The organism is Microcystis aeruginosa LEGE 91341 (genome assembly GCF_015206885.1).
GTDB lineage: Bacteria > Cyanobacteriota > Cyanobacteriia > Cyanobacteriales > Microcystaceae > Microcystis > Microcystis aeruginosa_H.
Window position 1 is genome coordinate 1 of record NZ_JADEXY010000248.1, and the last position, 2,180, is coordinate 2,180.

At 44.2% G+C, this 2,180-nt stretch carries 2 protein-coding genes; both read right to left on the reverse strand.

The features are described 5' to 3' along the window. Positions 1-53: 53 nt before the first annotated feature. Positions 54-440: a DUF2358 domain-containing protein gene (locus tag IQ234_RS20595; protein ID WP_193958438.1), complete on the reverse strand. Its 387-nt coding sequence runs from the start codon at positions 438-440 to the stop codon at positions 54-56. Positions 441-663: 223 nt separating this feature from the next. Next, positions 664-2,004 carry a tRNA (N6-isopentenyl adenosine(37)-C2)-methylthiotransferase MiaB gene (gene miaB, locus IQ234_RS20600; RefSeq protein ID WP_193958439.1) on the reverse strand — a complete coding sequence of 447 codons (1,341 nt, stop codon included), beginning with the start codon at positions 2,002-2,004 and terminating at the stop codon, positions 664-666. Between the last annotated feature and the right edge of the window lie 176 nt (positions 2,005-2,180).

A 2,180-nucleotide genomic window follows, 5' to 3' on the forward strand; every position in this document is an offset into this window, starting at 1 on the left:
CCCCATCACCCCATCACCCTGTCCCCACGAAAAACTTTTTCAGCAGACCCTAGTTAAGAACAGCGGAAAGGCAAATGCTGACGCAGCACATCCCAGCGCGAACAATCCCAATAATCGATATGAGAAATAATCAGATTATTGTCATCGAGAGTTAATTCACTGCGTCCAGAAATAGCGATGGGAGGCCGCCAAGGTAAAGGGGTTGTCCAGTGCAATGTCCAACGGGTATTAATAATATTTCCCTGCTGTTCAATTGCGTGGACATCCATCTTGATAGCTTGGAACCATTGACTCATAAAACCAATCATTTCCCGATAGCGTTTAATCCCCCGAAATTGATTGAGAGGGTCCTTAAAATAAACGTTATCAGCATAAATGTCATAGGTTTGATCGAGGGGAAATCTCTGATAATCTTGCTGCAAAATAGCGATAATATCCATAAAATAAGTAATTAGTTATAATTAAATTGAAGATAGATTTTGCCTTTGATCCCCCCTGCCCCCCTTGATAAGGGGGGTGCCGATAGGCGGGGGGATCCACCTGAATAAGAGGTGTCACTGTTAACTATTAAGTACCTAAGCAAAATTAGTTACACATATTTAACAACCTCTTGCCTATTTCCTTTTGCCTCTCCTAACCAAGAAATTAGTTTTGCCCCACTACTTAAAAGCTCACTCCCGTCAAACTAAAGGGACGGACTTCGGTAATTTTAACCTTAACAAATTTGCCGCGCAATTCCTCAATATTTCCCGTAAAGAAAGTTAAGCGATTGCCTCTAGTTCTTCCCATAACTTGACTAGCATCTTTAGGGTTAACGTCTTCCACTAAAATTTCCTCAATTCTGCCTAAATATCTTTGGGAACGTTCAGCAGCTTTTGTCGCCACTAAATGATTTAATCTTTGTAAGCGATCGCTTTTTACCTGCTCACTTAATTGATTATCCCAAATAGCGGCCGGAGTGCCGGGACGGGGAGAATAGGCCGCCGTATTTAATTGATCAAAACCAATCTCATCGACTAATTTTAAAGTATTCTCGAACTGTGCCTCTGTTTCTCCGGGGAATCCGACAATCGCATCGGCACTAATGGCAGCATCCGGCATTAAATTGCGAATATTAGCAATAATCTGTCGGTATTTTTCGTGAGTATAGCCCCGTTTCATAGCCTTGAGGATATCATTATCCCCTGATTGAAAAGGGATATGAAAATGTTCACAAACTTTAGGTAATTCCTGACAAGCTTTAATCAAACGTTCGGTAAAATAGCGGGGGTGACTGGTGGCAAAACGGAGACGTTCAATGCCGGCCACATCATGAATGTAGTAGAGTAAATCGGTGAAATTGTGCAAATGTCGGCCGCTTGCCGTCACTCCGGGTAAATCCCGTCCGTAGGCATCGATATTTTGACCTAAAAGGGTGATTTCTTGATAACCCTGTTGTCCTAATTGTTCCATTTCTGCTCGAATTGCCGCAGGAGTGCGAGATTGTTCCACCCCGCGCACCCCCGGAACCACACAATAGGTACAGCGTTCATTACAACCATAGATGACGTTCACCCAAGCGGTAATATTACTATCCCGGCGCGGTTTGGTGATATCTTCCATGATGTGGATGGGTTCGGTGGCCACCACCTGGGAACCGTCAAAAACCTGTTGTAATAAGTCTCCCAAGCGATTTGCGTGTTGGGGACCGATAATTAAATCCACTTCGGGAACCCGTCTTAACAATTGTTCCCCTTCCTGTTGGGCCACGCAGCCAGCGACAACTAAAGTAAGATCAGGTTGAGTTTGTTTGCGTTTAGCCTGTCTGCCGAGATAGGAATATACCTTCTGTTCGGCATTATCGCGAATTGTACAGGTATTGTAGAGGATTAAATCGGCTTCGTTGGCATCCTCAGACCATTGAAACCCCAAATCTTCTAAAATACCCGCCATGCGTTCGGAGTCAGCTTTATTCATCTGACAACCAAAGGTGGTGATATGGTAACGACGTGGGGACTTATTCATGATGCTGGCTACAGAAACAAGAGTGCAGGTTTCTATTTTAGGCTATTTATTCTCTGACTTGAAAGAAGCGGTCGGCGGTCGGCAGGATTCAGGAGTCAGGATTCAGGATTCAGGATTCAGGAGACAGCAGATTATTTTTATTTATTGTCCCCGCACTCCACACCCCACTTCCCCAC

Excerpts from the sequence above, each read along its gene's own strand:
- IQ234_RS20595 (WP_193958438.1), bottom strand. The coding sequence starts at position 440 with ATGGATATTATCGCTATTTTGCAGCAAGATTATCAGAGATTTCCCCTC.
- miaB (WP_193958439.1), bottom strand. The coding sequence starts at position 2,004 with ATGAATAAGTCCCCACGTCGTTACCATATCACCACCTTTGGTTGTCAG.